Source organism: Sphaerisporangium siamense, from assembly GCF_014205275.1.
Classification (GTDB): domain Bacteria; phylum Actinomycetota; class Actinomycetes; order Streptosporangiales; family Streptosporangiaceae; genus Sphaerisporangium; species Sphaerisporangium siamense.
The window spans coordinates 2,096,622-2,122,950 of the sequence record NZ_JACHND010000001.1 but is presented as its reverse complement, the minus strand read 5'-3'; the positions used below and the strand labels follow the sequence as shown (position 1 = coordinate 2,122,950).

General features: G+C 73.0%; 22 protein-coding genes. 9 read left to right on the top strand and 13 right to left on the bottom strand.

The features are described 5' to 3' along the window. Positions 1-105: 105 nt before the first annotated feature. The gene (locus BJ982_RS40350; protein WP_184878706.1) at positions 106-1,236 is read left to right on the top strand and encodes a cellulose binding domain-containing protein; all 1,131 of its coding nucleotides are present in this window, start codon (positions 106-108) and stop codon (positions 1,234-1,236) included. Positions 1,237-1,286: 50 nt separating this feature from the next. Here BJ982_RS40350 and BJ982_RS10005 read toward each other — a convergent pair whose 3' ends face one another. After that, entirely contained in the window at positions 1,287-1,697 is a 411-nt protein-coding gene (locus BJ982_RS10005) for a VOC family protein (protein ID WP_184878703.1), read from the bottom strand. Between the two features lie 10 nt (positions 1,698-1,707). Next, positions 1,708-2,172, bottom strand: a complete 465-nt coding sequence (locus tag BJ982_RS10000; protein WP_239123540.1) for a helix-turn-helix transcriptional regulator — start codon at positions 2,170-2,172, stop codon at positions 1,708-1,710. Between the two features lie 126 nt (positions 2,173-2,298). Here BJ982_RS10000 and BJ982_RS09995 point away from each other — a divergent pair, with 126 nt between their 5' ends. Continuing rightward, complete coding sequence (locus BJ982_RS09995) at positions 2,299-3,447, top strand: methyltransferase (protein WP_203959399.1); 1,149 nt, start codon at positions 2,299-2,301, stop codon at positions 3,445-3,447. A 31-nt stretch (positions 3,448-3,478) separates the two neighbouring features. Here the strand turns inward: BJ982_RS09995 and BJ982_RS09990 are convergent, their stop codons facing one another. The 3 genes from BJ982_RS09990 to BJ982_RS09980 all read right to left on the bottom strand — a co-directional run bounded on the left by BJ982_RS09990 (position 3,479) and on the right by BJ982_RS09980 (position 5,703). Continuing rightward, positions 3,479-3,910 carry a PIN domain-containing protein gene (locus tag BJ982_RS09990; protein WP_184878699.1) on the bottom strand — a complete coding sequence of 144 codons (432 nt, stop codon included), beginning with the start codon at positions 3,908-3,910 and terminating at the stop codon, positions 3,479-3,481. Then, positions 3,907-4,122: a YlcI/YnfO family protein gene (locus BJ982_RS09985; protein WP_184878697.1), complete on the bottom strand. Its 216-nt coding sequence runs from the start codon at positions 4,120-4,122 to the stop codon at positions 3,907-3,909. Before BJ982_RS09985 ends, BJ982_RS09990 begins: the two co-directional genes overlap by 4 nt. A gap of 108 nt (positions 4,123-4,230) precedes the next feature. Continuing rightward, positions 4,231-5,703 carry an NCS2 family permease gene (locus BJ982_RS09980; RefSeq protein WP_184878694.1) on the bottom strand — a complete coding sequence of 491 codons (1,473 nt, stop codon included), beginning with the start codon at positions 5,701-5,703 and terminating at the stop codon, positions 4,231-4,233. A 143-nt stretch (positions 5,704-5,846) separates the two neighbouring features. Here BJ982_RS09980 and BJ982_RS09975 point away from each other — a divergent pair, with 143 nt between their 5' ends. Then, complete coding sequence (locus tag BJ982_RS09975; protein WP_184878691.1) at positions 5,847-6,131, top strand: DUF2530 domain-containing protein; 285 nt, start codon at positions 5,847-5,849, stop codon at positions 6,129-6,131. A gap of 6 nt (positions 6,132-6,137) precedes the next feature. Here BJ982_RS09975 and BJ982_RS09970 read toward each other — a convergent pair whose 3' ends face one another. Together BJ982_RS09970 and BJ982_RS09965 are read right to left on the bottom strand one after the other, a co-directional pair. Continuing rightward, positions 6,138-9,248 carry a sacsin N-terminal ATP-binding-like domain-containing protein gene (locus tag BJ982_RS09970; protein WP_307784660.1) on the bottom strand — a complete coding sequence of 1,037 codons (3,111 nt, stop codon included), beginning with the start codon at positions 9,246-9,248 and terminating at the stop codon, positions 6,138-6,140. A 120-nt stretch (positions 9,249-9,368) separates the two neighbouring features. After that, complete coding sequence (locus BJ982_RS09965) at positions 9,369-10,193, bottom strand: DUF3027 domain-containing protein (RefSeq protein WP_184878689.1); 825 nt, start codon at positions 10,191-10,193, stop codon at positions 9,369-9,371. A gap of 279 nt (positions 10,194-10,472) precedes the next feature. Between BJ982_RS09965 and BJ982_RS09960 the strand changes: the two genes are divergently transcribed. Further along, positions 10,473-12,116: an MFS transporter gene (locus BJ982_RS09960; RefSeq protein WP_184888627.1), complete on the top strand. Its 1,644-nt coding sequence runs from the start codon at positions 10,473-10,475 to the stop codon at positions 12,114-12,116. Positions 12,117-12,205: 89 nt separating this feature from the next. Here BJ982_RS09960 and BJ982_RS40345 read toward each other — a convergent pair whose 3' ends face one another. From BJ982_RS40345 to BJ982_RS09945, 3 genes are all read right to left on the bottom strand, one after another. Continuing rightward, a complete protein-coding gene (locus BJ982_RS40345) occupies positions 12,206-12,604 on the bottom strand; it encodes a cold-shock protein (protein WP_184611400.1) in 399 nt (132 codons plus the stop codon). Between the two features lie 63 nt (positions 12,605-12,667). Then, on the bottom strand, positions 12,668-13,300 hold the full coding sequence (locus BJ982_RS09950; RefSeq protein WP_184878686.1) for an HAD family hydrolase: 633 nt from the start codon (positions 13,298-13,300) through the stop codon (positions 12,668-12,670). Between the two features lie 129 nt (positions 13,301-13,429). Continuing rightward, positions 13,430-14,494 carry a hypothetical protein gene (locus BJ982_RS09945; RefSeq protein ID WP_184878683.1) on the bottom strand — a complete coding sequence of 355 codons (1,065 nt, stop codon included), beginning with the start codon at positions 14,492-14,494 and terminating at the stop codon, positions 13,430-13,432. A 196-nt stretch (positions 14,495-14,690) separates the two neighbouring features. Between BJ982_RS09945 and BJ982_RS09940 the strand changes: the two genes are divergently transcribed. The 3 genes from BJ982_RS09940 (at position 14,691) to BJ982_RS09930 (ending at position 20,491) form a co-directional block, all read left to right on the top strand. Then, positions 14,691-17,087 carry a helicase-associated domain-containing protein gene (locus BJ982_RS09940; RefSeq protein ID WP_184878680.1) on the top strand — a complete coding sequence of 799 codons (2,397 nt, stop codon included), beginning with the start codon at positions 14,691-14,693 and terminating at the stop codon, positions 17,085-17,087. A gap of 85 nt (positions 17,088-17,172) precedes the next feature. After that, entirely contained in the window at positions 17,173-18,702 is a 1,530-nt protein-coding gene (locus BJ982_RS09935; RefSeq protein ID WP_184878677.1) for a class I adenylate-forming enzyme family protein, read from the top strand. Positions 18,703-18,844: 142 nt separating this feature from the next. Continuing rightward, the gene (locus tag BJ982_RS09930; RefSeq protein WP_184878674.1) at positions 18,845-20,491 is read left to right on the top strand and encodes a DNA repair helicase XPB; all 1,647 of its coding nucleotides are present in this window, start codon (positions 18,845-18,847) and stop codon (positions 20,489-20,491) included. A gap of 230 nt (positions 20,492-20,721) precedes the next feature. Here the strand turns inward: BJ982_RS09930 and BJ982_RS09925 are convergent, their stop codons facing one another. After that, positions 20,722-21,060: a hypothetical protein gene (locus tag BJ982_RS09925; protein WP_184878671.1), complete on the bottom strand. Its 339-nt coding sequence runs from the start codon at positions 21,058-21,060 to the stop codon at positions 20,722-20,724. Positions 21,061-21,228: 168 nt separating this feature from the next. On the opposite strand from BJ982_RS09925, the gene BJ982_RS09920 reads away from it, so the two are divergent. Next, positions 21,229-23,310 (top strand): HelD family protein, encoded by a 2,082-nt coding sequence (locus tag BJ982_RS09920; RefSeq protein ID WP_184878668.1) that lies wholly within the window; start codon positions 21,229-21,231, stop codon positions 23,308-23,310. Here the strand turns inward: BJ982_RS09920 and BJ982_RS09915 are convergent. Together BJ982_RS09915 and BJ982_RS09910 are read right to left on the bottom strand one after the other, a co-directional pair. Next, positions 23,295-23,831 (bottom strand): dihydrofolate reductase family protein, encoded by a 537-nt coding sequence (locus tag BJ982_RS09915; protein WP_184878665.1) that lies wholly within the window; start codon positions 23,829-23,831, stop codon positions 23,295-23,297. The genes BJ982_RS09920 and BJ982_RS09915 overlap by 16 nt on opposite strands. A 157-nt stretch (positions 23,832-23,988) precedes the next feature. Then, positions 23,989-25,566, bottom strand: a complete 1,578-nt coding sequence (locus BJ982_RS09910) for an FAD-dependent monooxygenase (RefSeq protein ID WP_184878662.1) — start codon at positions 25,564-25,566, stop codon at positions 23,989-23,991. Positions 25,567-25,638: 72 nt separating this feature from the next. Between BJ982_RS09910 and BJ982_RS09905 the strand changes: the two genes are divergently transcribed. Beyond that, positions 25,639-26,268 carry a TetR/AcrR family transcriptional regulator gene (locus BJ982_RS09905; protein WP_184878659.1) on the top strand — a complete coding sequence of 210 codons (630 nt, stop codon included), beginning with the start codon at positions 25,639-25,641 and terminating at the stop codon, positions 26,266-26,268. The last annotated feature ends 61 nt before the right edge of the window (positions 26,269-26,329 follow it).

The following is a 26,329-nucleotide window of genomic DNA, read 5'->3' as shown; positions in this document are numbered from 1 at the left end:
GGGCGGCCCCGGGTCCTCGAAAGCTCGGCCCTTCGCGAATTCGTGGAGTCGCTTCACGATCTACGCGGGGGGATACACGCCGACACCCATCGACAAAGGGGCGGAATGAAGATCGGCAAGCACTCCTTAGGCGCGGTTCTCCTCACCCTGGCGTTCGTCGCCGCCGCGCTCGTGATCGGATCCGCGGGACAGGCCGCCCTCGCAGTACCCGCACCCCAGGTGGCCGCGGCGCTCCCGCCGCAGGCCGCGAACGCCGCCGCGGCCGGCGACGTCAAACCGCCGTCCGAACCCGGGGGCGTACGTCCCTGCCCGCCCCCTCTGGCCCCCACCTTCCCGACCGGGTACGCCTCCATCTGCTGGACACCCTCGAACGACGACACCGGGGTCGTCGGATACGACATCTACAAGCTGACCCCCGCCGGATTCGTCCACGCCACCACCACGACCAGCACCATCGGCGGCTTCTCCGGCGATTACGGCCGCCTGTACACGATGTACGTCTCGGCCAGGGACGCCGCGGGCAACGTCAGCCTGCCGTCCCAGATGATCACCGTCGTGGCGACGCTCGGCATGTCGCCCACCATCTCGCCGAGCCCCATCCCCGACGACATCACGCCGCCGACCAAACCGACCGGGCTGACCGACGGCTGCCTGGCCGACTACCCCGGCGTGGCGTTCTGCTGGCAGCCCTCGACCGACAACATCGGCGTGGCGGCCTACGACGTCTACCGGAAGACCGCGACCACCTACCTCAAGGTCGGCACGCGCGTAGCCTCCGCCCACCCCACCTTCACCGAGACGGGCCTGGAGACGGGGAAGCGCTACCTCTACCACGTGGTGGCCAGGGACCCTTGGGACAACCTCAGCCTGCCCTCCGACTCGCTGTCCGCCCTGGCCCGTGAGGGCATGCCCACCGGATCCTGCACGGTGACCTACCGGGCGACGACCTGGAACACCGGCCTCAACGCCGACATCACCATCCGCAACACCGGAACCACGGCGATCGACGGATGGACGCTGACCTTGGACTACGCCTCTCCGCCGCCCCGCCTGGCCTCCGGCTGGTCGGCCACCTGGACACAGGACGGAGCCCGGATCAGCGGCACCCACCAGCAGTGGAACAAGACCATCCCCGCCGGCACCTCCACCCAGGTCGGATTCACCGCCACACACGGCGGAACCGCCGCCGCCCCCGCGAAGGTCTCCCTCAACGGAGCCACCTGCCTAACCGGCTGACACCGCCTCCGGCCGCCCGCGACCCCCGTCGTCGCGGGCGGCCCCCGGGCTCAGCGTCGCGCCTTGGCCTCGACCAGCACGATCCAGTTCCCCTGGTTGTCACGCATGACGGCCTCGACGCCGTACGGCCGCTCCTCCGGCGTCTGCAGGAACGTCACGCCCTTGGCGGTCAGCTCCTCGTAGGTCTTGCGGCAGTCGTCCACCGCGAGGCCGAGGCCGCCGCTCTGGCCCTTCTCAAGCTGCCGCCGGTAGAAGGCCGCGGCCTCCTCGTCCAGCGGCGGGCCCGGCTTCATGAGCGTGATCTGGACCTCGGGGTGGTCGGGGTGGCACACGGTCACCCAGCGGAAGCCCTCCATGGACACGTCGGCGGCCGGGACGAAGCCGAGGACGTCGACGTAGAAGTCACGCGCCTCGTCCTGGTCGAGGCAGTAGACCGTGGTCAGCGAGATGTTCGTAATCATGCGGGAGAAGCTACTCCGGCCTCTCTGAACTGGGCTTCTCCAAAATTGCACAATCGGACGGGCCCGCCTCCCCCGGCGCCTTCGTGCCCGCCAGGTCGAGCACGCCGTTCATGAACAGGTAGCAGCCGGGGATGTGCGGGCCGCCGCGCGCCGCCCACCGGTCGCGGTACGCGCTCGGGCTCTCGCCTACGAGCTGGGTGAACTTCGAGGAGAACGAGCCGAGGCTCGTGAACCCCACGGCCATGCAGATCTCGGTCACGGTCAGGTTGGCCGCGCGCAGCAGGTCCTGGGCGCGCTCCAGGCGGCGGCGCGTGAGGTAGCGCATCGGGGTCTCGCCGTAGGCGGCCTCGAAGCAGCGGATGAAGTAGTACTTGGAGATCCCGGCGACGGCGGCCAGCGCGTCCAGGTCGAGCTCCGCGCGGTAGTCGCGGTCCATGCGGTCGCGCGCCTGCCGGAGGTGTCCGAGAAGCTCCACCGGCACACCCCGCCGCCCCTTGCCGACCACACCTCACCCTAACCGCCACGTGCCCCCCGCACGCCGAAGCCTCGGACCGGGAGGTGGATTACTCCCGAAGCTCCGGGAGTCGCTAGCGTGGGCGCGGTGGAGCGGCTGACGACGGCGTGGGGCGAGATCGACCTCGCCCGCCATCCCGAGGATCCTCGCGATCCGCTGCGCGCCTGGGACGCCGCCGACGCGTACCTGCTCCGGCATCTCGCCGGCGCCGACGTGCCGCCCGCCGATCCGCCGGGCACCGTGGTGGTGCTCGGCGACCGGTGGGGCGCGCTGGCGACCGCGCTCGCCGGACGCCGTCCGGTTCAGATCACCGACTCGTTCCTCACCCAGGAGGCCACCCGCGCCAACCTGGCCCGCAACGGCGTTGACCCCGCGGCGGTGCGCCTGCTGACCACCCGGGACGCCCCTCCCCCGCGCGTCGACACGCTGCTGATTCGCGTGCCCAAGAGCCTGGCCCTCCTGGAGGACCAGCTCCACCGCCTCGCGCCCTCCGTGCACGCGGACACGCTGGTCGTGGGCACGGGCATGGTGACCGAGATCCACACCTCGACGCTGCGCCTCTTCGAGAAGATCCTCGGCCCCACCCGGACGTCCCTCGCCGAGAAGAAGGCGCGGCTCATCTTCTGCGCGCCGGACCCTGGCCTGCACCCGGGCCCGAGCCCGTGGCCGCGACGCTACGAGCTGCCCTCCGACGTCGGCATCGCCTCGGGCCGGACCGTCGTCAACCACGCGGGCATCTTCTGTGCCGACCGGCTCGACATCGGCACCCGCTTCCTGCTGGGCAACCTCCCGCACCGCCGGGGCCACGACCGGGTGGCGGACCTCGGGTGCGGCAACGGCGTCCTGGGGATGGCGGCGGCCCTGGACAACCGCGACGCCGAGGTGCTCTTCATCGACGAGTCCCACCAGGCTCTGGCCTCCGCCGAGGCCACCTGGAAGGCCAACCTCGACGCCCCGGTGGAGCTGCTCGCCTCCGACGGCATGTCAGGCGTGCCGAAGGGCTCGGTGGACCTGGTCCTGAACAACCCGCCGTTCCACACCCACCGCGCCACGACCGACGCCACGGCCTGGCGCATGTTCACGGGCGCCCGCACCGCCCTCCGCCCCGGCGGCGAACTCTGGGTCATAGGCAACCGCCACCTCGCCTACCACACCAAACTCCGCCGCCTCTTCGGCAACTGCGAGCTGGCCGCCAGCAACCCGAAGTTCGTCATCCTCCGCGCGATCAAGCGCTGATCAGCGGATACATCACTCAGCATCGAACGCGTCAGGCGTCATAGGGCAGAAGCACAAAATGGTCCGCTCCCCACAGAGGACGCAGCCTGCGAAAGTGCCGCTGATCCAATGTCAGTAGGCGGATCGTGCGGTAACGGTCCGCGAGCACCACATTCGAGGCGTCGGCGAAGCCGACATAATCCTTGTCGTCCTGATATTGACTCGTGACGGCGAGCGCGGCGGCGTGATCGTCGGCCGTCCATTCAGCCAGATCGTACGCGCCGCTGACGATGTCCTCGGCGAAACGGCGGGCTGCGGCCGCTCCGAACCTGCTCCACAACATGTAATCCACCTCCGCCACGATCAACGGAGAGACGACCAACGGATCCGAGGCCCCCGTGACGATCTCGGCGATCGGCCTGTGCTCGTCGTAGGCTTCATCGAAGAGCGCCAAGATCGCACTGGTGTCGACGACGATGGTCACGGAGCACCGAAGCCCTCGATGAGCTCGGCGTCGATCTCCTCGGCGCTCAGCGGTCGCGCGCTGCGGAAACCGCCGATCGACGGCTTGGGCCGCGGTGCGTGCTGATCAATCAGCTTGTCGATCTCTTGGGCGAGCGTCAGCCCATCGGCCGCGGCCAGCCGATGAAGACGGTCGCGCGTGCTCTTCGGCACCTTGATCGTCGTAACGGTCATACCGACCAGTATACCTGCGTCCCGATCCCCCCGACCGGGCCTCCGCTCGACGGTCGTTCCGGGCCTGACGGTTCCAGAACGACCGCGACGGCACCCGGGAAGTCGTTATCAGGACAGGCCGAGGAGGATCTTGATGGGGCCGAGGGTGAAGTAGATGACGAACAGGGCGGTGACCAGCCAGAGCAAGGGGTGGAGTTCGCGGGATTTGCCGCGGATGACCTTGATGAGGACGTAGGTGATGAAACCGGCGCCGATGCCGTTGCTGATCGAGTAGGTGAACGGCATCAGGACGATCGTCAGGAAGGACGGGATGGCGATCTCGTAGTCGGTGAAGTCGATCTGGCGGATGGCGGTCAGCATGAGGAAGCCGACGACGACCAGGGCGGGGGCGGCGGCCTCGTAGGGGACGACGTTGGCCAGGGGGGACAGGAAGGCGGCGAGGAGGAAGAGAATGCCGGTGACCACACTGGCGAGGCCCGTGCGGGCGCCCTCGCCGACGCCGGCCGCCGACTCGATGTAGGTGGTGTTGGACGAGGTGGACGCCGCGCCGCCGGCCGCCGCCGCGACCGAGTCGATCAGCAGGATCTCGCGGGTTCGGGGCAGCGAGCCGTCCGAATCGACGAGACCCGCCTGGCCGCCGACGCCGACGATCGTGCCCATCGTGTCGAAGAAGTCCGTGATGAGCAGCGTGAACACGAACATGACGGCCAGTACGGCGCTGATCTTGGTGAACGAGCCGAACAGGCTGAACTGGCCGAACAGGCTGAGGTCCGGCACCCCGATGATCTTGTCGGGCAGGGTGGGGGTGACCAGGCTCCAGCCGAGCGGGTTCTTGCCTCCGGCGGACGGCCCGACCTTGACGACGGCCTCGACCAGGATGGCCAGCACCGTGGTGGCGACGATGCCGAGCAGGATCGCGCCCTTCACCTTGCGCGCCACGAGCAGGACGGTGATCAGCAGGCCGACCACGAAGACGAAGATCGGCCAGCTCGTCAGCGAGCCGCCGATGCCGAGCTCCAGCGGCGTCCCGGCGGCCTTGCGGACGAAGCCGGAGTCCACGAACCCGATCAGGGCGATGAAGAGGCCGATGCCGACGCTGATGGCGGTCTTGAGCTGGGCGGGGATGGCGTGGAACACGGCCGTCCTGAACCCGGTCAGCACAAGGACCGTGATGACGATGCCCTCCAGCACGATCAGGCCCATCGCGTCCTCCCACGACATGGTGGGAGCCAGGCCGAAGGCGACGAACGCGTTCAGGCCGAGCCCGGCCGCCAGGGCGAACGGCACCTTGGCCACGACGCCCATGAGGATCGTGAGAACACCCGCCGTCAGCGCGGTGGCCGCCGCGATGAGGGCGATGTTCTGGGTGGTGCCGTCGCCGAGGTACTGACCGTCGGCGTCCTTGACCCCGCCGAGGATCAGCGGGTTGAGCACGACGATGTAGGCCATCGTGAAGAACGTGGCCAGACCGCCGCGGACCTCGCGGTTCAGCGTCGAGCCCCGCTCGCTGATGTGGAAGTACCGGTCGAGCCGGCCGCGGAATCCGGACGATGGGGATGTGGGGGCGGTTATCTCACTCACGCGGGCAGAGTGGCATCCGTTGTCAGAACGGAAAAGAGCTCTGACCTGCTCGTAGTCCTTTCGAGACCAACTTGTGCACGGTTCGGGTCCTGACGAAGGCCCGGTGGACCCCACGCGGGGGGTTCTCGCCTAGGCTGGACTGCGTGAACGAGCCGCGCCCCCCGGATCTTGCCCCGTTGAAGACCAACGACACCGCGGCGATCCTCGTGGGCACGGGCCTGTGGGCGGTCGCGCTGGTCGTGCTGCTCGTCGTCGGGGTCCCCGCCGGGCGCGGCTGGTGGATCTGGACGTGCGTGGCGGGCATCGGGCTCGGGCTGTTCGGCTGCTTCTACGTCTGGCGCCGCGACCGGCACGCGCCCCCTCCGCCCGCCGAGGTGCCGGGCGACGACCGCGAGGACCGGTCGGTGCCCGGCCACACGCCGTCGTAGCGTCCCCTAGCTGTCGAGGTCGGCCTCCGCGAGCAGCAGGGGCACGGCGTCCGGGTCGCGCAGCAGCGCCGCGACCGCGAGCCGGTCGCCCCACTGGCCGCTCGCCCAGGCCAGGCCACGGGCCAGCCCTTCGACGCCGGTCGCGTGCACGGCCCCCTCGAAGAAGCGCCACGGCACGCGCACGCCGTCCACGGTGAGCGCCGCGTGCTCGACGTAGGCGGCGGGCGCGGCGGGCAGCAGCGAGCGCACCTGGACGGGCACGGGACGCTCCTCGCCCGAGGAGGTGACCTCCCCGGTGACCTCTTCCCCGGCCACGGGAAGGTCGAGCAGCTCCGACAGCGCCTCGGCCAGGTCGAACGGGGCCAGCACCAGCGGGCGCGCGGCCACGAGCGCGAGCAGGTCGGGCGCCTCGACGACGACCGGCGCGCCCGCAGAGGTCAGGCCCTCGACGGTGTCGCCGGCGCCGTTGCCGCCGATGGGGCGGCCGTCGTCGGCGTCGGCGACGACGATGCGGCCGGACAGCACGGCGCGCACGGCCGTGGGCGGGGCGACGCGGGACGGCTCGACGCCCGCCAGGGCGATCCACAGGGCGCGGAGCTGGGCGCGGTCGACCTCCAGCGCGGGGTCGGCGAGCAGGTCGAGCAGCTCGTCGGGCCCGCCGTGCGAGGCGAGCAGGTCGGCCAGCGTGGTGCGCACGCCGAGCATGGACAGCGCGGTGGCGTCCAGGCCGACCGGCGCGTCGCCGTACAGGCCGTACAGCAACGGGTCGCCGTCGGGCAGGCGCAGGGAGGTGGGACGGCGGCCGTCCAGCACAGGGTGCCGTGAGAGCCACCACGCGGTGTACGAGGGCGCCTCGACCACCTCGCCGTCGGCGAGCGCGCGCAGCGGCTGGAGCGCGGCCCGCAGCGGCGGGCGGGTCAGCAGGGCCAGCGCCGCGGGCCAGTCGGCGACGTATTCGAGGTCCCTGATCGCGGTGAACTCGCGGGCCACCGGCGGGACGGCGGTCTCGGGCAGGACGTCGAGGACGGCTTCGAGCCATTCGTCCTCGGCGTCGAGCTCGTGGTCGCACTCGTCGGGGTCGAGCAGGACGTCGGTGTCGTTGACGACCGCGAAGCCGTCCAGGACGCCCGCCGCGGACAGCACGCGCGAGCCGTACCGCTCGACCAGGTCTGAGGCGGCGACCCCGAAGGGGACGTCCTGGTCGATGAGCTTGGCCAGCGAGCCCTCGCCGAGCAGCATCTCGCCCGCGGGGTACAGCTCGCCGTCCGCGCCGCGCAGCGCCAGCTCCGCCAGCCAGGGGGCCTCGCCGGGCGACAGGCCCGCGGCCTCGACCAGCGCGAGGACGGCCTGGGCGACCGGCTCGGGGTCGGCGCTGTCGAGGGACTCCGAGACCGTGGCGCGGGTGAGCGGGTCGTCCAGGACGCTGTTCGGGGTGGCCTCTGCGGCGCCGAGCCGCAGCAGCAGAGGGTGGGCGGCCTCGGGGTGGACGATGCGCAGGCCGAGCGGCGCCAGCAGCGCGGCGTCCAGGGAGGAGCCGCCGTCCCCGAGCAGCAGCGTGCCGCGAGGACCGCGCACGAGGCGGCCGTCGGCGAGGGGGACGGGCAGCGCGCCGAGGGCCTCGCGGTCGTCGCCGGGCAGCGTCTCGTAGAGCTCGCGCCACCAGGCGGGCGATCGGTCCGCGACGGCGTCGCCGGACAGCAGGTCGACGACGTCGGACAGCTCGACCCGCCGCACGCCGAGGGTGGTGAGCGCGGGATGCCGGGCGGCCCAGCCCGCGGGCAGCAGGCCCGGCACGGCATGCGCGATCTTGTCCAGGAACTCGGCCGGGCCGTCGACCACGGCGGCCTGACGGCCGGTGACGACGTACGGCGGCTCACCGGGCCGGCCGGCGGAGCCCGCGGGGCCGCCGGACGCGCCGGGCGCGGCCTGGCCGGCGTCGGCGTCGGCGGGCGGGGAGATGGCGGGGAGCAGGGGGGTGTCCGGCAGGCGGCGCAGGATCGCCCGGCGGATCGCGGCGTCCAGCTCGCCCTTGCCCATCAGGCCGGGCACCAGGCCGAGCAGGCGCGGCGTCCTCGGCAGGGACCGCAGGAGCTCGACGTAGGTGTCGGCGGCCCGCTCGACGAGGAAGTCGGCGAGCCTGCCCGCCGCGACGTGCCGGCGGTCGGTGGCGAGGGGGAAGGTGGCGATGAGCAGGGCGGGCAGGTCGAGCGGCTCGTCGCTCGGCGTCGGCGCGTGCACGACCGGGGCGACGTCCTTGGGCAGCGGCCCCTCGCCGGCGGGCACCGCCCAGCGCACCAGCCAGTACGGCCGGGCGCGCTCCTCGGTGGGACGGTCGGCGAACAGTTCGGCGACCTGTTCGGGGCCGAAGTCGCCCGCGGACTCCCTCACCGTCCAGCCCTCGGCGGTGATCGCGCGGGACTCGCCGCCGGCCTGGACCTCGATCTCGGCCAGGGCGGGCATGGCCAGGGGCAGCGCCGGGCCGGTCTCGTCGAGCATCTGGCGGACGGCCTGTTCGACGGCCTTGTCGCGCAGCGGGAGCCGCACCACGGTGTCGTACCCGGCGGGGGCCTCGACCGGCTCGGCGGCGAAGGGCAGGCGCAGCAGGGGGACGTGGCCGCCGCGCGCGCCGAGCTCGGCGGCCAGCGCGGGCTCGGCCGCGACCAGGGCGGCGGTCTCGGCGCGGGACCAGCGGACGGCCCCGGTGGCGCGGGAGGCGATCAGGGGCTCGTCGCAGACGGAGACGACGGCCGCGAACCCGACGCCGAAGCGGCCGATCGACCCGGCCTCGTCGCGCTTGCCGGAGACGCGCAGCGTGGACAGGCCCTCGACCCCGGTCGCGTCGAGCGGGGCGCCGGTGTTGGCGGCGCTGAGCACGCCGTCCTCCAGCGTGAGGCGCAGGCGCCCGGGGACCCCGGCGCGCAGGGCGGCGTCGGCGGCGTTCTGGGCCAGCTCGACGATCAGCCGGTCGCGGTAGCCGCCGAGCGCGAAGTCCTCCTCGGCGTTGGCGTCCTCGCGGAAGCGGGCGGGCGAGGCGGTCCAGGCGGCGAGGACGGTCGCGCGCACGCGCTCGGCGCCGAAGCCGTCGGTCACACCGTTGGTCACTGTCACGTCGGTCACCAGTCGTGTCCCATGCTGGAGGGCGGCCGGCTGCCGCACAGCCGTAAAGCTTGAAATTTCCGGAGATATCGTGACGCGGGCCGTGACGGGCGGGTTTCCGGGCAGGTCCCGCCCGGACGGTCAGGAGTGGCCGAGCGGCTCGGAGCCCTCCTCGCCGTCGGACGCCGCGACCGAGCCGGCCTCCGGCGCGCCCTCCTCCATGAGGTCGTAGCCGAGATCGTCGAGGATGGGCACCGCGTGCTCGACGCCCCCCTGGGGCGTGGCGACGGCCTCGGAGTGCGCGCCGCAGCCGTGGTCGGCCGAGACCACCTTGCCGTCGTCGGGGGCGAACTCGTTGGCGCACACGCCGAAGCCGAGCCGCAGCGAGCCCGCGAGCGGCCAGTAGAAGCCGCAGGTGGAGCACTGCGCGGGCGCGGCGTGCGCGAGCGGGGTGTGCGGCCCGGAGTCGCCGGCGTGCCAGCGGTGCACCGCGCGGTCGCGGCCGACGGCCGACAGCACGCGGGCGCGGCCCAGGCCGTACTCGAAGATCATCTGCTGGTCGGAGTCGTCGTCGGTGGCGGTGTACCCCGGGGCCAGGCGGTCGTCGTCGTCCGAGGTGGGCAGCAGGTCGCCGACGCCGAGGTCACCGGGGAGCAGCCGCTCGCTCCACGGGACCCACGCGGGGGGCAGCAGCGCGTCGGTGCCGGGGAGCAGGGCCGTCTCGCTGACGGTGACGTTGCGGGCGCGGGAGGCGCGGGCGACGGTGACGGCCCAGCGCCAGCCGCGGTAGGCGCGGTCGAGGCAGGCGAAGTAGTGGGTGACGACGCGCTCGCCCTCCGCCTCGAAGCCGAGATGCTCCCCCACCTCGCCGGGCCGGGCGATGGCTTCGGCGGCGGCCCTGGCCGGCTCCACGGCGGCGGCGCAGGCTTGGTCGACGGCAAAGGTGCGGGAACGAGTGCGGCTCACACGTCAATTCTCACCCATGCCGGGAGCGGACATCACGCCGATGGGTGGGGTAGGACTGGAAACCAAAGCGGTGCCCAAGACCGGGAAGACCCACCGTCAAGGAGCCGGGGGCGGGCGTCGGCCGCGCGGACCGGGCGCCCACCTGCGTACCGCCATGAGCCACGGCGAACGGGGAAAAGACGCAGATATAGGGCAGATGGACGGCGGAACCGATCGCTGTGAGGGAGGAAGCGTGGATCGCTCGGCCACCGGTCACGGTGTCCCGTCCGCGCGCGCGTGATGGGGGACGGCTGGAACCGCGCCAGACGCTCGCTGTCCCGCGCCGCGCGCGCCACCGCGGACGCGGGCCGCGGCACGTTCCGCGCCGGGCGCACGGCCGTCAGGACGACGGCGCGGGCGGGCGGCGCCGCCGCCAAGGGGACGGCGCGGGCCGGGCGCGGCGTCCGCGGCGCCACCCGCAGGCTGACCCACGCCCAGGGAGCGGACCGCACCGGCCTAGGACGCCTGATCGAGCTGACCGCCGCCCACAGCGCGGGCGACGCGATGGTCACGGTGGCGCTGGCGGGCACGCTCTTCTTCGGCCTGCCCGTGGACCAGGCCCGGGGCCAGGTTGCGCTCTACCTTCTGATCACGATGGTGCCGTTCGCCGTCCTCGCCCCGTTCGTCGGCCCGGTGCTGGACCGCTTCCGCTCGGGCCGCCGCTCCATCATGGCGGGGACGCTGCTGGCCCGCGGCCTGCTCTGCTGGGCGATGGCCGCCGCGATCGGCCCGGCCGACGGCCTCACGCTGTTCCCGGCCGCGCTCGCCGTCCTGGTGCTGTCCAAGGCGTACAACGTGTCGCGGGCGGCCACGATGCCGAGCGTCCTGCCCGCGGACATCGGCCTGGTCACGGCCAACGCGCGGGTCGCGCTGTTCGCGCTGGTCTCGGCGGGTGTCGCCGCCCCGGTCGCGGCGGGGCTGACGGCGTGGGCCGGCGCGGAGTGGGTGCTGCGCGGCACCATGGTGATCTTCATCGCGGCCGGGGTGGGCGCGGTGCGGCTGCCCCGCCACGTCGACGCGCCCGACCTTGAGGAGATCGAGGAGGGCGGGGCCACGCGGCCGCGCTGGCGCACGCTGCTGAACATCGGGCCGGTGGTGACGGAGGCCGTACGGGCCAACGCCGCAATTCGCGTCTTGTCCGGCTTTCTCGTGCTGTTTCTGCTCTTCCTGGTCAAGGACGGCAACCTACGCGGCAGCGGCCTCCCCGAGGAGGCGTTGATCGCGATACTCGCGGGCGCGGCGGGCGCCGGCGGCCTGCTCGGCGCGGCCGTCGCGTCCTGGGTGCGGGGCCGTCCGCCCCAGGTGATCGTGCTGGTCGCGCTCGGCCTCGCCACGGCGACGGCGGCGGTCTCGGCGATCTTCTTCTCGCTCTGGGCGGCCGTCGGCATCGCCCTCGTCGCCGGGTTCGCGCAGGAGATCGGCAAGCTGGCGCTGGACGCGGTCGTGCAGCGCGAGATCGGCGAGGAGGTCCGCTCCTCGACCTTCGGCGTGGTGGAGGCGCTGCTGCAGATCGCCTGGGTGGCGGGCGGGCTCGCCGGCCTGCTGTTCTCGCTGTGGTCCGGCCGCTCCGCGGGGCCGGTGGGCCTCGGCGTCGTCGCCGCCGCGCTGGTCGCCGCGCTGGCCTGGATCCTGATCCGCAGGCGGCGCAGGCTGCGGGCCCGGGCCGGGGCGGTCTTCGCCGGGCCGTCCCCGTCACCGGCCGGGCCGTCCCCGTCACCGGCCGGGCCGAAGCCGTTCACGGACGTGTACCGGGCGCGGACCGAGGACGTCCGCGCCGACGGCCCCGGCGCCCGTCCCGAGCCGCACCGGGAGTCGTATCCGGAGTCGCATTCGGACGGCCCGAGGCCGGGCGGGACCAAACCACTGACCAACCCGCACGGCTGAGGGGATCCGCACGGGACGACGGCCCGCGCGCCGGCCGAGGCCCGGGGAGGGGTGTGAGGGCCTGGATCGGAGGGCGGGCGAGGGACGTCTCAGGCGTCGAGGTCGTCCGCGACGGCGCGCAGCACGGTCGCGATCTTCCTGGCGTGCGCGGCGTCGGGGTGCTTGCCACGCTGGTAGGAGTTGGAGACGTCGTCCAGGAGCTTTATCAGGTCTTCGACGATGACGACTAGTTCGTCCGGCTTCTTGCGCTTGGCCTTTGGTTTCGCCGTCTTGGCGAGCGTGGGCGGCTGCTCCAGCACGCGGACTGAAAGAGCCTGCTGGCCACGACGGCCCTCGGCCACACCGAACTCGACCTTCTGACCGGGCTTGAGCGCTTCCACGCCCTTGGGAAGCGCCGAGGAGTGTACGAAAACCTCACCGCCGTCGTCGCGGGTGAGGAACCCGAAGCCCTTGTCAGCGTCGTACCACTTGACCTTGCCAGTAGGCACAGGGTGACCTCGTTCAGACTGTCATGAATGGTGGATGGATGTAGGTTATGCCCAGGCGGAGCATCACATGACCGTCGAAACGGCCTCGATTTCCGGGCCACGCCAGCCGTCGTACCACTGGCCAAAACCCGTCAAATCCGACAAAACCACGTCGGCTCCGTGATCACGTAGCGCATCGGCGGTGTACGGGCCCGTCGCCACGCCCACGCTCAGCGCGCCGCCCGCCTTGGCCGCCGCGATGTCGCCCACATGGTCCCCGACGTACACCGCCGCGCCGAAGGACCTGATCGCGGCGCCCTTGCCCGCGGCGAACACCGACCCCACCACCTGGTCGGCCTCCAGGCCCAGCGCCTCGACGATCCTGCGGGCGCTCACCTCGTGCTTGGCGGTCACGACGATGACCCGGCCGCCGTGCCGGCGCACCAGCGCCACGGCCTCCGCCGCGCCCGCCATGGCGGTGGTCATCGGGATGGCGATCTCCAGGCCGAGCTCTCGATAAAGGTCGGCCGCCGCCGGGACTTCCTCGGCGGGCATCCAGTGGGCCAACTCCTGTTCCAGCGGCGGGCCGAGCCGGGCGATCGCGGTGGCGCTGTCGATGTGGACGCCCAGACGGCGCGCCAACTCGTCCAATGTCGCCGCGATCCCCGCGCGGGTGTCCGCGAGCGTGAGATCAAGATCAAATCCTACGGAATACACCCTTGAAGGATGCCAAATCCCGCGACACCCCGTGTACTCCGCAGGGTCGCGACGACCGGTCAGAGGCACGCCGCTCTTTTATCGACCGACCTTTTATATGTGGAAATACCGCCGTTAGCGGGATACCGGTCAGCGCACCGTGCCGAGTGGCCGCCGGGACGGCGGAGGCGGCGGGACGAGCAGCCGGTACCCCAGCCACAGCACCCCCGCCGCGGCCCCGGCCATGAACATCGGACCGCTGACGCTCATGAACGAGGCGACGAACGCCGCCAGGCCCTCGCCCGGCGCCTCGGGCGTCTTGGCCGCGCCGAGCACGACCCCGCCGACGACGTAGGCGAACACCGGGGCCAGCAGCCCTGTCATGCGGTCCTTGAACCCCCAGCCCTCGCAGGCCAGGACGGCGACCGCGCCGAGCGCCCACACCAGCAGCGGCATCGGGAAGATCGCGACGTACGGCAGGGGGAAGGGGATGAGCAGCCCGGCCAGCAGCAGCACCGCCATCCCGGCGACCTCGCGGCGCCCGTCGCGCAGGACGGTACGGAGATCACGCCCGCCCGCGCGGGCCTTCGCGGCCCCGCGCAGCCGGGCGGACAACGGCGCGCGCCCGCGGCGCGCGGCCGGGGTCACGGGCCTCCTCGGCGCCGGACGGCCGCCGGGGCGCACGGAACGGCCGGGGCCCGCCTCCCGAGGGACCACCGGGACGGGGGCCGTCACGACCGCGGGCGGATCATCGGTGACGACGGGGATGACCTCCGTCGCCGAGTCCCCGAAGTCGTCCGCCGTGCCGGCCTCCGCGGACACGGGCCGGACGGTGGGAGCCCTGTCCGGCGGCAGGACGCGGGGTGGGACCGGGGGTGGAACACGGGCCGTGCTCCCGGGGCGCGGGCCCGGGGCGCGCCGCGGGGAGACCGCCGAGCCGGCGCGCGCCCCCGGGGACGGCCCGCCGCCCCCGGTCGCCTGCCCGCCGTCGGCGAGGCGGCGGAGTTCTCGATGGACGAGCGCCGAAGGATCGCCGAAGCGGGCGATCACCTTGCGCGCGGTCGCGACGTCGTCCCTGCCGCGACGTTCCTCCTCGATGCGGACGCGCAACCGCCGGACGAAGTCGAGACGCTGCTCGGTGCGCAGCACGCCGTGCGCCAGGTCGGCGACCTTGCTGACGTACTCCAGGACGAGCTGATCGGCGCGCTCGCTCATTCTCGCCATCCTGCCGCACCGGCCCGGCGGACGCACCATTTCCCGGTCATCGCCATGACCGTGAACCCCCGGCCGGAGCGGGACCGTGATCGCCCGCCCGGCGTGCCTGCGCGGCGGGCCTCCTACGATGGAGAAGACGGTTTCTACGGCGAGCGGGCGTTGCGGTGACGGTGAACAGAGGGTTCGGTGGCGCGTGATGGACACCCGGTTCACTGACTGGCTGCGTGGGCTCCCCGACGACCGGCTGCGCGCGCTGGTGTCCGGACGCCCCGAGCTGATCACCCCGGTGCCCGCCCACCTCGAAGGGCTCGTGATCCGCGCCACCAGCCCCTCCGCGACCGGCCGCGCCCTGGACCGGCTGGACCGCTTCGCGCTGGCCGTGGTCGAGACCCTGCTGGTCCTGACCTCGGAGGACGGCGACGGCCTGCCGTACGGCGAACTGCGCGCGGCGATGGCCGGGTCCGTGCCCGCGGACGCCGGGCCGCTGGAGGTCCCGCTGCGCGAGGCCGTCGATCGCCTGCGCGGCCTGGCCCTGGTGTACGGGCCCGACGACGCGCTGCGCCCCGCGCCGGGGGTCCGCGACGTCACCGACACGCCCGCCGGGCTCGGCCCGCCTGCCGCCGAGGCGTTCCGCGACCACCCGCCGGACCACCTGGCCGAGATCGTCCGCGCGGCCGGGCACAAGCCCCGGCGGGCACGGGAGGGGCGGGGCGAGCCCGAGCGCCTCGCCGCGCTGCTGGCCGAGGACGGCGTCGTCGAAGGACTGCTGGCCGGCATCGGCCCCCAGGCCCGCGCGGCGCTGGACGAGCTCGCCTGGGGCCCGCCCGCCGGCCGCGTGCCGAACGCCCGGCGCGAGGTCAGCGTGGCCACGGCCCAGTCCCCGATCGAGGAGCTGCTGGCGCGCGGCCTGCTGGCCGCGACCGGCGAGGAGTCGGTCGTGCTGCCCCGCGAGGTCGGGCTCGCGCTGCGCGGCGGCAGGATCCACCGCGACCTGCGCCCCGGCCCGCCGCCGCTGGAGGGCGCCGTCCGCGACCAGGCCCTGGCCGACCGGACCGCCGCGGGCCAGGCGTTCACGTTCGTCCGCACGGTCGAGGAGCTGTGCGAGCGCTGGGGCGTCGATCCTCCGGGCACGCTGCGCACCGGCGGCCTCGCCGTGCGCGACCTCCGGCGGACCGCCCAGGGGCTCGACCTTCCCGAGTGGACGGCCGCGCTGGTCATCGAGGTGGCCCACGCGGCGGGCCTCATCGCCTCCAGCGCGCCCTCCGACGGCGAGTGGCTGCCCACGACCCAGTACGACATCTGGCGCGTCAAGGCCACCGAGGATCGCTGGGAGCTTCTGGCGTCGGCCTGGCTGACCGGCGACCGGGTGCCGGGCCTGGTGGGCGAGCGTGACGACCGCGACCGCCTGCTCAACGTCCTGCATCCCGAGCTGCGCAGGCCGGCCGCCGTCGAGGTGCGGGTGCGGACGCTGCGCGTGCCCGCCTCGGCCGGGCCCGGCCTGGCGCCGTCGGCGGAGTCGGTGCGCGAGCGGCTGGCGTTCGAGCAGCCGCGCCGCCGCGGCTCCTACCGCGACCAGCTCGTCGGGTTCGCGCTGCGCGAGGCCGAGCAGCTCGGGGTGACCGGGCTCGGCGTCATGTCGGTGTTCGGCCGCGCCCTGCTGCCGGGGTCCGCCGGGCCGGAGGGACCCGCCCGGCTGCTGGCGCCGCTGCTACCCGAGCCCGTGGACCACGTGCTGCTCCAGGCCGACCTCACGGCAGTCGCCCCCGGCCCGCTGACCGGCGACCTCGGCCGCTGGCTGGCGCTGGTCGCCGACGTCGAGTCCAAGGGCGGCGCCACCGTCTACCGCTTCTGCGAGGGCTCGATCCGCAGGGCCCTCGACGCCGGGGCCAGCGCGGACGACGTGGTGGCCATGCTGGAGAAGCACTCGGCCACGCCGGTCCCGCAGCCGCTGCGCTACCTGGTGTCGGACGTCGCGCGCCGGCACGGCCGGGTCCGGGTGGGCACGGCCAGCTCCTACGTGCGGTGCGACGACCCTGCCGTGCTGGACGAGGTGATGGCCGACAAGCGGGCGACGCCGCTGCGGCTGCGGCGCCTGGCCCCCACGGTGGTGGCGTCCCGCAGCTCGCGCGCGGTCGTGGTGGACTCGCTGCGCGCGTTCGGGTACTCCCCCGTCGCCGAGTCCTCCGAGGGCGACGTGGTGGTCACGCGGGCCGACGCGCGCCGCACCGAGCGGGCGCCCGCGGCCCGTCCCGTCCCCGGCGCCGCCGCCCTGGACCCCGACGTGGTGGCGGCGGCCGTGCGCGCCATGAGGGCGGGCGACGAGGCGCACCGGGCGCGCAGGCGTCCGACGGCCGCGCCGGACGGTCAGGTGCCGCGCACGCCCTCGACCGGGACGATCACGCTGCTGCAGGAGGCGATCCGGCAGGGCTCGCGCGTCTGGATCGGCTACCTGGACTCCCAGGGCCACGCGACCAGCCGCATCCTGGAGCCCGCCCGCATGGAGGGCGGCTACCTCACCGCGTACGACGAGACGCGCGCCGCCGTCCACCGGTTCGCGCTGCACCGCATCACCGGTGTCGCGGACGTGAACTGACCGCGACAGGGGTTGACGCCGCACGGGCCGCCGGATCAGGTTGGCGTGCGGAACGGTAGTCCCGCCGCGGGAGAAGGTGATCGCGATGGCTCCGGAGCGCACGCTCGGCCGTCTGGCAGAGAGGTCGTGGGCCGGGTTCGGCGACTTCGACGCGCTGTACCACGAAGGCGTCTGGCATCGCGCCCACGCCCTGGCGGAACGCGTGCGGGGGGCCACGGCGGGCCTGAGACGGCTCGGCGTGGGTCCGGGCGACCGGGTGCTGGTCATGGCGGCCAACCGGCCGGAGGTGCTGATCGCCTACCGGGCGGCGTGGGCGGCGGGCGCGGTCGTGACCCCGGTGGTGCCCTTGGTCTCCGCCGACGAGCTGGCGCACATCGTGGCCGACGGCGAGCCGCGCGCCCTGGTCGTCTCCGCCGAGCTGCTGCCGCTCGTCCTGGCGGCGACGCGGGACCTCCCGGTCGTCGTGACCGGGGAGGCCCCCGAGGGCGAGGGGCGGGTCGTCGGCTTCGCGGAGCTGGAGGACACCCCCGGGGAGGGGCACGTGGACCGCGACGAGGGCGACCTCGCGGCCCTGCTCTACACCGGCGGCACCACCGGCCGGGCCAAGGGCGTCATGCTCACCCACGCGGGCCTGTGGCAGGTCTCCAGGGCCGCCCACGAGGTCACCTACCGGCCGGGGGTGACGCGGGGCATCATCCCCGTGCCGCTGTCGCACTCCTACGGGCTCATCGTCGCGCTCACCGCCATGCACTCCCCCGAACCCCAGCACACCGTGGTGATGCGGGCGTTCACCGCCAAGGCGTTCCTGCAGATCGCCACCGAGCACCGCGTCCAGTACGGCGCGGTGGTGCCGGCCATGGTGCGCGACCTGCTGGACGAGCCCCTGGAGACCACCCCGCTCCCCGACCTGCTGTACCTGACCTGCGGCGCGGCCCCGCTCGGACGGGAGGCCATCGAGGAGTTCGAGCGGCGGATGGCCGGGGTGCGTCTGCTGGAGGGGTACGGCCTGACCGAGACCAGCGCGGTGGCGACGGTGAACCCGCCGGACCGGCGGAAGGTGGGCAGCGCGGGCCCGCCGCTGCCCGGCTACACGATCACGATCAGGGACGACGACGGCGAGCCGGTGGAGCCGGGCGACCTCGGCGAGATCTGCGTCCACGGCGAGCCGGTCATGCGCGGCTACTGGCGTTCGCCGGAGACGACCGCGCGTGCGCTGGTGGACGGGGAGCTGCGGACCGGCGACATCGGCTGCGTGGACGACGACGGCTACCTGTACGTCGTGGACCGCAGGAAGGACCTGATCATCCGGGGCGGTTTCACCATCTTCCCTCGGGACGTGGAGGACGCGCTTAACAGGCATCCGGACGTGGCGATGTCCGGCGTCGTGGGCCGTCCGGACCCCCGGCTCGGCGAGGAGGTCGTGGCGTTCGTGCGCCTGCGACCGGGGGCCACGGTCACGGCGGAGGCGCTGACGGAGTGGGCCAGGGACAGGGTGGGGCGGCTGCGCCATCCCCGCGAGATCAGGTTCGTGGACGCGATCCCGATGACCAGCGTGCTGAAGGTCGACAGGAGGGAGCTGCGCTCGCGGCTGGCGCGGGAGTCCCCCACGTCGTGATAAGAGTTGTGGTTCCCGGCAGGCGGGGCGGGGGCCACCGCGCCGGGAGGAACGGGACTGATACGGCCCGCCGGCTTGTTGGACAGTCGGACGGCGCCGCCGGGGTGGCGCATCGTGTCCGAAGACGGGGAGAAGAAGAGACGTGTCTGATGGCCCGCTGATCGTCCAGTCGGACAAGACCTTGCTGCTCGAAGTCGACCATGAGAGGGCCGGCGAGTGCCGCAAGGCGATCGCGCCGTTCGCGGAGCTGGAGCGGGCGCCCGAGCACGTCCACACCTACCGGGTGACGCCGCTCGCGCTGTGGAACGCGCGGGCCGCCGGGCACGACGCCGAGCAGGTCGTGGACGCGCTGATCGGCTTCAGCCGCTACCCCGTGCCGCACGCGCTGCTCGTGGACATCGCCGAGACGATGGCCAGATACGGCAGGCTCAGGCTGGAGAACAGCGACCACCACGGGCTGACGCTGGCCAGCACCGACAAGGCCGTCCTCGAAGAGGTGCTGCGGTCCAAGAAGATCCAGCCCATGCTGGGGCGGCGCATCGGCGACGACACCGTGGCCGTCCACCCGAGCGAGCGCGGCAACATCAAGCAGGCCCTGCTGAAGCTGGGCTGGCCCGCCGAGGACCTGGCGGGGTACGTCGACGGCGAGCACCACCCGATCTCCCTCGCCCAGGACACCTGGACGCTGCGCCCCTACCAGCGGGAGGCGGCCGACTCGTTCTGGCACGGCGGCTCGGGCGTGGTCGTGCTGCCCTGCGGCGCCGGCAAGACGCTGGTGGGCGCGGCGGCCATGGCCCACGCCCAGGCGACCACGCTCATCCTGGTCACCAACACCGTCTCGGCCCACCAGTGGAAGCAGGAGTTGCTCAAGCGCACCTCGCTGACCGAGGAGGAGATCGGCGAGTACACCGGCACCAAGAAGGAGATCCGGCCGGTCACGATCGCCACCTACCAGGTGATGACCACCCGCAGGCAGGGGGTGTACCGCCACCTGGAGCTGTTCGACGCCCGCGACTGGGGCCTGGTCGTGTACGACGAGGTGCACCTGCTGCCCGCGCCGATCTTCCGCATGACCGCCGACCTGCAGGCCCGGCGGCGCATCGGGCTCACCGCGACGCTGGTGCGCGAGGACGGCCGTGAGGGCGACGTGTTCTCCCTCATCGGCCCGAAGCGGTACGACGCGCCGTGGAAGGAGATGGAGAACCAGGGCTGGATCGCGCCCGCCGACTGCGTCGAGGTGCGGGTCACGCTGAGCGACGAGGAGCGGCTGGCGTACGCCATGGCCGAGTCCGAGGAGCGCTACCGCTTCTGCGCGACCACCCCGTCCAAGACGCGGGTGACCGAGACGCTGGTGCGGCGGCACGCGGGCGAGCAGGTCCTGGTCATCGGGCAGTACATCGACCAGCTCGACGAGCTCGCCGACCACCTGAACGCCCCGGTGATCAAGGGCGAGACGCGGGTGAAGGAGCGGGAGCGGCTGTTCCAGGCGTTCCGCGACAAGGAGATCCAGGTGCTGGTGGTCTCCAAGGTCGCGAACTTCTCGATCGACCTGCCGGAGGCGTCGGTCGCGATCCAGGTGTCGGGGACGTTCGGCTCACGCCAGGAGGAGGCGCAGCGGCTCGGCCGCGTGCTGCGTCCGAAGTCGGACGGCGGCGGGGCGCGGTTCTACTCCGTGGTCAGCAGGGACACCGTGGACCAGGATTTCGCGGCGCACCGTCAGAGGTTTCTGGCCGAGCAGGGTTACGCCTACCAAATCATCGACGCCGACGACGTGCTGGCCGGCGAATAGCGCCGGGCGGCACGCCGTCGCCCCCCACCCAAAGCCGTCTCGGGAAAACTTTCAGCGTGGCTGACGATTCAGATCCACGAAATACCCTTAAACTTCCGCACCCCACTCACCCCCTCGCCCAGCGGCTCCCACGGCGCCAACTGCGGCATACCCGATGATCTAACCAAATCACAAGGATTGTCCCACTTTTTCGGGATTTTGGGATACCTGCACGCAACGTGTCGGCAGGATCACCGACCGATCAACCCGCCGACGTAAAGCACGGCCAGCGCGATAAGCCACGAGGCGGTCGCAATCCCTACCAGCATGAGGGACTTTTGCGGGTATTTACGGAATAGGGGTGGAACAAGGGCGGCGACCGTCGCGACGGCCCCGGCCAGCGCGAACAGCCCGGAGAGCAGGGAAACCATGCCGAGCCGGTCCACGCACGACTCCGGCGATTCCCCGTTACCGCAGAAGGCCTCCAACCCCCAACCGGCGAAGACCGAAAACGTCCACAACCCTCCCAGGAGGAGGTTCGCCAGGATGGGAATGACCGGAGACAGCGCCCCCGGAGTACGCGTCGTCACCCTCACGGCGTACCCAAAGCTCAACAGTCTGCAAACTCCAGGACAAGCGCCTCATCGCACGCCTGCGCGGACACACCCCCACAGCCATCCAGCGGCCGCGGGTCCGAACGTATAAGCTTGCGGGTTCGTGCCTTTGCCGCCCCCTTCGAACCCGAGGAGTGCGTCCGCATGCCCGGACACCAGTTGGCCCCTGACATACCGGACAAGAACCCCGATTCCCCACCCCCCGCCCCCATCCCCGGCATCGACCCGGACACCGTCCTGCGCGAGGAGCGCGCCCACCTGGCGGCCTCCCGGGACGCGCTGAAGGCCATGCGCGAGCACGCGCGGTCCCTGTCCGCCGACGCCGCGGGCGACTGGGTCTCCCGGCAGGTGCTCCAGGGCCTGCTCGACCAGCGCGTGACCGCCCTCGCCGACCACCCCGACACGCCGCTGTTCTTCGGCCGCCTCGACCGCGCCGGCCACGACGACCTGCCCCTGACCATCCACGTCGGGCGCCGTCACGTCCACGACGACGGCAGCCGCCCCATGGTGATCGACTGGCGCGCCCCCGTCTCCCGCGCCTTCTACCAGGCCCGTCCCTCCGACCCGATGGGCGTGCGGCTGCGCCGCCGGTTCGGCTTCCACGGCGGCGAGCTGACCGCGTACGAGGACGAGCCGCTGGACCGGAGCGCGCCGCGGCATGAGTCGCGCATCCTCACCGAGGAGATCGAGCGCCCCCGCACGGGCCCAATGCGCGACATCGTCGCCACCATCCAGCCCGACCAGGACGAGATCGTCCGCGCCGACCTGTCCAGCACGGTCTGCGTCCAGGGTGCCCCCGGGACGGGCAAGACCGCCGTCGGCCTGCACCGGGCGGCCTACCTGCTCTTCACCCACCGCGAGAAGCTGTCGCGCGGCGGCGTCATGATCGTCGGCCCGAACCGCGCGTTCCTGTCCTACATCTCCTCGGTGCTGCCCGCCCTCGGCGAGGTGCGCGTCGAGCAGGCCACCGTCGCCGGCATCCTCGGCGACCACGCCGCCCCGGAAGACCCCTCGGTCGCCGCGCTCAAGGGCGACGCCCGCATGGCCGCCGTGCTGCACCGCGCGCTCTGGCTGCACGTCAGCAAGCCCGAGGAGGGCCTGCTGGTCACCCGGGGCATCAACCGGTTCCGCGTCGCCGACCACGAGGTCCGCGAGACCGTCGCGTCCCTGCGCGGCACCACGCGCTACGGCCCCGGCCGCGCGGCGCTCGCCCAGCGGCTGGCCCACGCCGTGCTGGTGCGCATGGAGCAGCGCGGCGAGTCCCCCGACGACCGGGTGCAGGACGCCGTGGCCAGGTCCAAGCCCGTCAAGCAGCTCCTGGACACCGTGTGGCCCCGCGTCACGCCCGAGCAGGTGCTGTTCCGGCTGCTGTCCGACGCCGAGTTCCTGGCCCGCGCCGCCAGGAGCGACCTGACCGGCGAGGAGCGCGACGCGCTGGTCTGGGCGAAGCCGCCGCGGTCCTGGAAGTCGGCCAAGTGGTCGGCCGCCGACGCGGCGCTCCTGGACGAGCTGGCCGACCTGATCGAGCGCACCCCGACGCTCGGGCACCTCGTCGTGGACGAGGCGCAGGACCTGTCGGCCATGCAGCTCCGCGCCCTCGGCCGCCGCTGCCGCACCGGCTCGGCCACCGTACTCGGCGACCTGGCCCAGGGCACGACGCCCTGGTCGGCACGGTCCTGGGAGGAGGTCCTCGGCCACCTGGGGTTCGCCGAGGGCATGGTCACCGAGCTCACGCTGGGCTTCCGCGTGCCGCGCGAGGTGCTCGACTTCGCCGCCCGGCTGCTGCCGTCGGTGGCGCCCGCCCTGGCCGCCCCCCGGTCCCTGCGCCCCGGCCCCGGGTCGCTCACCGTCCGCCGGATCACCGACCTGCCCGCCGCCGTCACCGAGGCCGTGGCACAGGTGACGGCCCGCGAGGGCTCGGTCGGGCTGATCGCCGCCGACGCCGCCGTGCCCGCCCTCGCGGCGGCGCTCACCGCCGCGGGCGTCGCCCACGAGGTCCTCGGCCCCGACTCCTCGGCCGAGTCCCGCGTCTCACTGATCCCCGCGACGCTCGCCAAGGGCCTCGAATACGACCACGTGATCGTCGCGGAGCCCGCCGACATCGTCACCGCGGAGGACCGGGGCCTGGCCCGGCTCTACGTGGTCCTCACCCGGGCGGTGACCACGCTCACGGTCCTGCACGCCGCCGCCCTGCCCGCCCAGCTCGCGGCTCAGGCCGACGTGTAGGTGAGCTCCAGCACGCCGGTGGTGAACGGCTTGGCGTGGGCCAGCGTCAGCGGGATCTGCCCGCCGTCCTCGAACAGGCGCGTGCCCTTGCCGACGACGATCGGGTGGAGCAGCAGCCTCAGCTCGTCGACCAGACCGGCCCGCAGCAGCGCCCTGACCAGGGTGATACTGCCGTTGATCGCGATGGTCCCGCCGGGGGCGCGCTTGAGCGCGGCGATCTCGCCGGCGACGTCGCCGCTCACCACCGTCGTGCCGGCCCAGTCCGCCGTGTCCAGCGTGTCGGAGACGACGTACTTGGCCAGGGCGTTCATGCGCTCGGCGACCGGGTCGCCCGTGGCGCCGGCGAACGCCTCCTTGAACGTCTCGTAGGTCACGCGGCCGAACAGCAGGGCGTCGGCCTCGGTGAGCAGGGACGTCACCGACTCGCCCATCTCCTCGTTGAAGTAGGGGAAGTGCCAGGTCTCCGGGGCCTCGACGACGCCGTCCAACGAGATGAACTGGCTCACGACGATCTTCCGCATGGTCTCTCCTCGTCAGGTCCTGGCCCCACGCGGAGCCACACCGGCGATGGTCCCAGCGGCGTCGCGGCGTCGTACACCCCGGAAACACCGGTACAAATCCCCCGGCCCTGCCTGGGGTGACGCCACCTGCGGAGTCACCCCAGGTATTCAGGATCTTTCACGCGAGCGCGGCGACCGGCGCGCCGAACCACGTGGTGAGCGCCCGCTCCAGCGCCCCGGTGCCGGCCGCGCCCGCGTCGCCCGCCCAGGCGACGAACCCGTCCGGCCGGACCAGCAGCCCCGCCAGCTCCGGACGTTCCGGGCAGGCGACCGCGACCACGGTCACGCGGTCGCGGTGCCCGGCGGCCACCGGCGCGAGGTCCCCGGCGAGGTCGAACAGCACGGCACGGCCCTCGCGCAGATGGCCGGCGAGCGTCGAGCCGTCGGCGAGGCCGAGGTCGGGGGCGCTCGCCCCCACGAGCGGGTGGTCGCCGGGGATGGCGTACCGCTGCCAGACGCCGGAGATGCGCTTGGCGAAGTAGGTGGTGCCGGTGACGGTCCCGGCGAGGTCCTGGACCACCTGCCGCATCGCCCGGGCGCGGGGGTCCGGGCGCATGACCGACACCTGGGCGCGGGTCCAGTCCAGCACCCACGCGCCGATCGGGTGCCGCTCGGCGGTGTAGGTGTCGAGCAGCCCGTCCGGAGCCTGGCCGCGCACGGTGGCGGCCAGCTTCCAGCCGAGGTTCACCGCGTCCCCGAGGCCGAGGTTCAGCCCCTGCCCGCCGAACGGGGAATGGACGTGGGCGGCGTCGCCCGCGAGCAGGACGCGGCCGAGGCGGTACGTGGTCGCCTGGCGCGCGTTGTCGGTGAACCGCGTGGCCGCCTTGATACCGGCCACGGTCACCTCGGCCCCGGTGACGTGCCGGATCGACGCCTCCAGCTCCTCGGGCGTGACGGGGGCGTCGCGTTCGGCGCGGGGCCCGGTGAACTGGACGGTCAGGATGCGGCCCGGCACGGGGCCGTGGGCGTACACGCCGGTGGGGGTGGCGTGCCAGCCGACGCCGAGCGCCTCGGTGCCCGTCACCTCGGCCAGGGCCTGGTAGGCGGTGATCTCCGGGTCGGTGCCGGGGAAGTCGAAGCCGGCGAGCTTCCTCACCATGCTCCTGCCGCCGTCGCACCCGGCCAGCCACCGGCACCGGATCACGCTCTCGCCCGGACCGTCCGCACCCCCGTCGCGGACCGTCACCGTCACGCCCGTGTCGTCTTCGGCGAAGCCGGTCAGCTCGGCGCCCCGGCGCACCCTCACCCCGAGGCGGCCGGCCCACCCGGCGAGGATCTCCTCAAGCTGCTGCTGGTTGACCAGGCCGATCATGTCGGCCGGGCCGTGGCCGTTCAGGTCGGGGTCGTCGCCGTCCAGCAGGTCGGCGCGGAGCATGACGCCGGCGAAGTGGCCCGCGAACCGGGGCGGCGTGCGCGGGGGCCCGCCGGCCGCGCCGTCGCCTGCCGCCCGCTGCCGCATGAACGCGGCGAACTGCTCCAGGTTGCGTTCCTGCGCCTCCCGCAGCTCGTCCAGCAGGCCGCGCCGGTACAGCGCCTCCACCGACGGGGTGTTCAGCGACCCCGCCTTGATCGTGGGGTCGATCTCGTGGCGCCGCTCGACGACCAGCGCCGAGACGCCGGCGAGCGCGAGCTCGCAGGCCAGCATCAGCCCCACGGGTCCGGCGCCCGCGACCAGCACGTCCACGTCGTCCGTCATACCGTCTCCCTCATAGCTACCCTGGCTAAAAAATTACCGTAACAGTATTTTTTCAGCCAGTACAGTTATGCCGTGCAGGGTGACCCAGGGCTTCGCGAGCGCAAGAAGCGGCAGACACGGCAGTTGATCTCTGATGTGGCCTCGCATCTCTTCATCACGAAGGGCTTCGACAACGTCACGGTCACCGAGATCGCCGAGGCGGTGAACGTCTCCCCCAAGACGGTCTTCAACTACTTCCCGCGCAAAGAGGACATGTTCCTGGACCGGCTGCCCGAGGCGCTCGCCCTGATCACCGGCGCCGTCCGCGACCGGGAGCCGGATGTCGAGCCGCTGGCCGCGCTGCGCCGCCTGTTCGTCGGCCTGGCACGCGAGGGGCATCCGCTCGGCGGGGTCGGCGAGGGGTACGGCACGTTCTGGCGCGTGGTGGCCGGCTCACCGGCCCTGCTGGCGCGTATCCGCGAGTCGATCCAGGAGACCGAGAACGTCCTCGCCGCCGCGCTGGCCGAGGCCGTGGGGGCCGACCCCGGCGACCCGTGGCAGAAGACGACCGCCGCCCTCGTCGTCACCGTCTACCGCACGACGTACGCCGAGAGCGCGCGCAGGCTCATCGCCGGCGAACCCGCCGCCGAGGTCGTCGAGGACCATATCGCCCTGCTGGAGCGCGGCTTCGACGCCCTGGAGCGCGCCGTCGGGGGCCGCTGACCGCGACGTCCACCTGAAGGGCCGACGGCGTCGGGGGCCGTCACAGCGGCGTCCGCGTCAC

Excerpts from the sequence above, each read along its gene's own strand:
- BJ982_RS40350 (WP_184878706.1), top strand. The coding sequence starts at position 106 with ATGAAGATCGGCAAGCACTCCTTAGGCGCGGTTCTCCTCACCCTGGCG.
- BJ982_RS10005 (WP_184878703.1), bottom strand. The coding sequence starts at position 1,697 with ATGATTACGAACATCTCGCTGACCACGGTCTACTGCCTCGACCAGGAC.
- BJ982_RS09985 (WP_184878697.1), bottom strand. The coding sequence starts at position 4,122 with ATGACCGTTACGACGATCAAGGTGCCGAAGAGCACGCGCGACCGTCTT.
- BJ982_RS09960 (WP_184888627.1), top strand. The coding sequence starts at position 10,473 with ATGGGGGACGGCTGGAACCGCGCCAGACGCTCGCTGTCCCGCGCCGCG.
- BJ982_RS09945 (WP_184878683.1), bottom strand. The coding sequence starts at position 14,494 with ATGAGCGAGCGCGCCGATCAGCTCGTCCTGGAGTACGTCAGCAAGGTC.
- BJ982_RS09940 (WP_184878680.1), top strand. The coding sequence starts at position 14,691 with ATGGACACCCGGTTCACTGACTGGCTGCGTGGGCTCCCCGACGACCGG.
- BJ982_RS09935 (WP_184878677.1), top strand. The coding sequence starts at position 17,173 with ATGGCTCCGGAGCGCACGCTCGGCCGTCTGGCAGAGAGGTCGTGGGCC.
- BJ982_RS09920 (WP_184878668.1), top strand. The coding sequence starts at position 21,229 with ATGCCCGGACACCAGTTGGCCCCTGACATACCGGACAAGAACCCCGAT.
- BJ982_RS09915 (WP_184878665.1), bottom strand. The coding sequence starts at position 23,831 with ATGCGGAAGATCGTCGTGAGCCAGTTCATCTCGTTGGACGGCGTCGTC.
- BJ982_RS09910 (WP_184878662.1), bottom strand. The coding sequence starts at position 25,566 with ATGACGGACGACGTGGACGTGCTGGTCGCGGGCGCCGGACCCGTGGGG.